This is a genomic window from Pontivivens insulae (assembly GCF_900302495.1).
GTDB classification, from domain to species: domain Bacteria; phylum Pseudomonadota; class Alphaproteobacteria; order Rhodobacterales; family Rhodobacteraceae; genus Pontivivens; species Pontivivens insulae.
The window spans coordinates 1-2,387 of the sequence record NZ_OMKW01000009.1; the positions used below are offsets into that span (position 1 = coordinate 1).

3 protein-coding genes are annotated in these 2,387 nt (G+C 58.7%); 1 reads left to right on the forward strand and 2 read right to left on the reverse strand.

Annotation, left to right across the window (positions count from 1 at the left end; all coding sequences use genetic code 11):
* Together POI8812_RS17510 and POI8812_RS17515 are read right to left on the reverse strand one after the other, a co-directional pair.
* On the reverse strand, positions 1–800 hold an 800-nt coding region (locus POI8812_RS17510), incomplete at its 3' end, for an NmrA/HSCARG family protein (protein WP_108783909.1).
* Positions 797–1,642: an alpha/beta fold hydrolase gene (locus POI8812_RS17515; RefSeq protein WP_181377215.1), complete on the reverse strand. Its 846-nt coding sequence runs from the start codon at positions 1,640–1,642 to the stop codon at positions 797–799. The genes POI8812_RS17510 and POI8812_RS17515, both read right to left, overlap by 4 nt.
* Positions 1,643–1,717: 75 nt before the next feature.
* On the opposite strand from POI8812_RS17515, the gene POI8812_RS17520 reads away from it, so the two are divergent.
* Entirely contained in the window at positions 1,718–2,329 is a 612-nt protein-coding gene (locus POI8812_RS17520) for a TetR/AcrR family transcriptional regulator (RefSeq protein WP_108783911.1), read from the forward strand.
* Positions 2,330–2,387: the final 58 nt, after the last annotated feature.

Genomic DNA, 2,387 nt, shown 5'->3' on the forward strand with positions numbered 1-2,387 from the left:
GGTTTGATCTTTCGCAGCTCTTCACTCCCGAATGCGAAATTCACCCTGTTGTGCCAGGCCAGTTGCTCAGCAAATTCTGGCACCAGCCTTCGAAACAGGGCGCGAGGGAGGCGCCAGCCCTTTGGGCGTTTTGCGGTAACTGCTTGGTATGTCTCTTTCATTTGCGCGACAGTCATCACATCGCCCGCCAAATTGATCTTGCGCCCGGCCAAGGTATCCGGATCGACCAATGCCTCCGCCGCCATCCAGCCCAGGTCTTCTATGGCCAGCATCTGGAAACTTGTCTTCCGATCAAGCGAACCGGACAGCACCGGGAACATCAGTGCGGGCTTCATCTCGGGGTTCAGCAAATTGTCCATGAACCAGACGGTCCCCAAAAGCGTCCAGTCGATACCGCTCCGTTTGATCTCCCGTTCCAGAAGCGCTTTCGAGATGAAATGTTCGGGCCCGCCTGGGGCATTGCCTTCACCCATGCTGGACTGAACGATATGGCGCACCCCGGCCGCTTTTGCAGCAGCCAGCACGGCGCGGCCTTGTTCCAGCTCGCCCACCAGCCCCACGCCGGGCGCATAGAAGTCTTGGACCGAGAAGACGCCGGTCACGCCTTCGAAAGCTGGCGGCAGAGTTTCGGGCTTGGACAAATCGCCCTCGACGATTTCCGCTCCCTTATTCGCAAGCGCCTTTGCCTTCGGCGATGATGCCCGACGGGTAAGGACGCGGATGGATTGCCCACGTTTGAGCATTTCGCGCGCGACGGCACCGCCTTGCAGGCCGGTGGCTCCCAGGATCAGAAAAGTCATTCTGCAACCTCCGACGCGATGAAGCGGGTGAGGGCTTCGGCCACGTGCTCGGGGTGTTCGACGACCGAGATGTGTTTGCCTCCGACGGGGGCGAAATGGCCGTTCGGGGCCAATAGGGCCGCTTCAGCCTGTATGGCGATCGGATACATCGCATCTTGTTTTCCGGCGATGACGAGGGTCGGAACGGCGAGTTCCGTCATGCGCTCAATCAACGGCGAGCCGCGTAGGATGACCGACCGGATCGCCGCCGCCAGCGACACTGGATTTGCCTGTTTCAACATGGCGTGGAAGGCTTTGGCGTACGTCGAATTCGCGGCCAGGACGTCATCAGAGAAGAAACTCTTCGCGACGCCATTGCGGAACGTCGTTGTCGTCAGCGCCCACCTTGCGCCCGTAGCGATGAACCGGGCCTTGAGACCGGGTCGGGCCGCGTCGATCTGCATGGGCGTGTTCATGAGCACCAGAGCCTTGACGCGGGCAGGCCACATCAAGGCGAGGTGCGCGGCTGTGATCCCGCCCCAAGAGGTGCCGCCGATGATTGCCGCCTCCAGGTTGAAATAGTCCATGACCTCGCTCATCGCCGTGGCACAGTCTTCCATAGTAAACTCGTCGCTTCCGCCTTCGCTCAGCCCGTGGGCAGGACCGTCAATGAGCAGAAAGCGATAGGAGGTGCCCATGGTCGCGATCAGATCTTCGTAAATGTGGTGATCCGTGAAGATAGACGGCCAGAGGACAATCGTCTCAGGCCCTTGGCCATGTTCGACTACGTTAAGCCGCCCTAGAGATGTTGGCACGGTATGTGAAACAGGTGCAGCTGTAGTGATTTCGGTCATGGCGTTCATCGATCTGCTCCAAAAGTAATCACTGGTTACATAAGCCGTCTTGCATGCAATGTAAACACTGATTACAAAACTGCCATGATACAGACAAAGCCGCGCGACGCGCATCATCATGGCAATCTCAAGGAAGCCCTCGTTGATTATACCTTGAACGCCGCCAATGAAGGCCTGCTGGCGGACCTTTCAGTGCGCAGGGCGGCGCGCGATCTAGGCGTGTCACCGGGAGCCGCGTATCGTCATTTCCCCGACAAGAACGCCCTTTTGCAGAGTGTCGCGGAGCGAGGATTCGATGCGCTTGCTGCCGCCTTCGAGGAGGTTGTGCCTTTTGATAGCGTCCCGCGTAATGCGGCGGATGCGGCAAATCGGTTCACCGCGCTGGCCATGGTTTACGTTTCCTTTGCGAACGAGCGCACCGAGTTGTGGCGTCTGATGTTCGGACCGTTCGGCATGGCCACCGGTAAAACATCCGTCCGTCCGTCAACTTATGACTGGTTGGGCAAGTCTCTGGCCGAACTCGCTCATTACGAGCTCATCAAACCGCCTGAATCTGGCGCTCAGTTCTTTGCATGGTCCGCCATTCACGGCATGTCCGACCTTCAAGGGTCTCCCGCCTTGCGCGCGCAACCAATCGCTGCGTCGGTCGAGCGGCAATGTGAAATGATCCTTCGAGCGCTCGCTAATAGCGGTTAAAGCAACTCCGCAAAACCGACATTCGCCGCCTTGCAGAATTACGGTAGGTTTTGGGCTC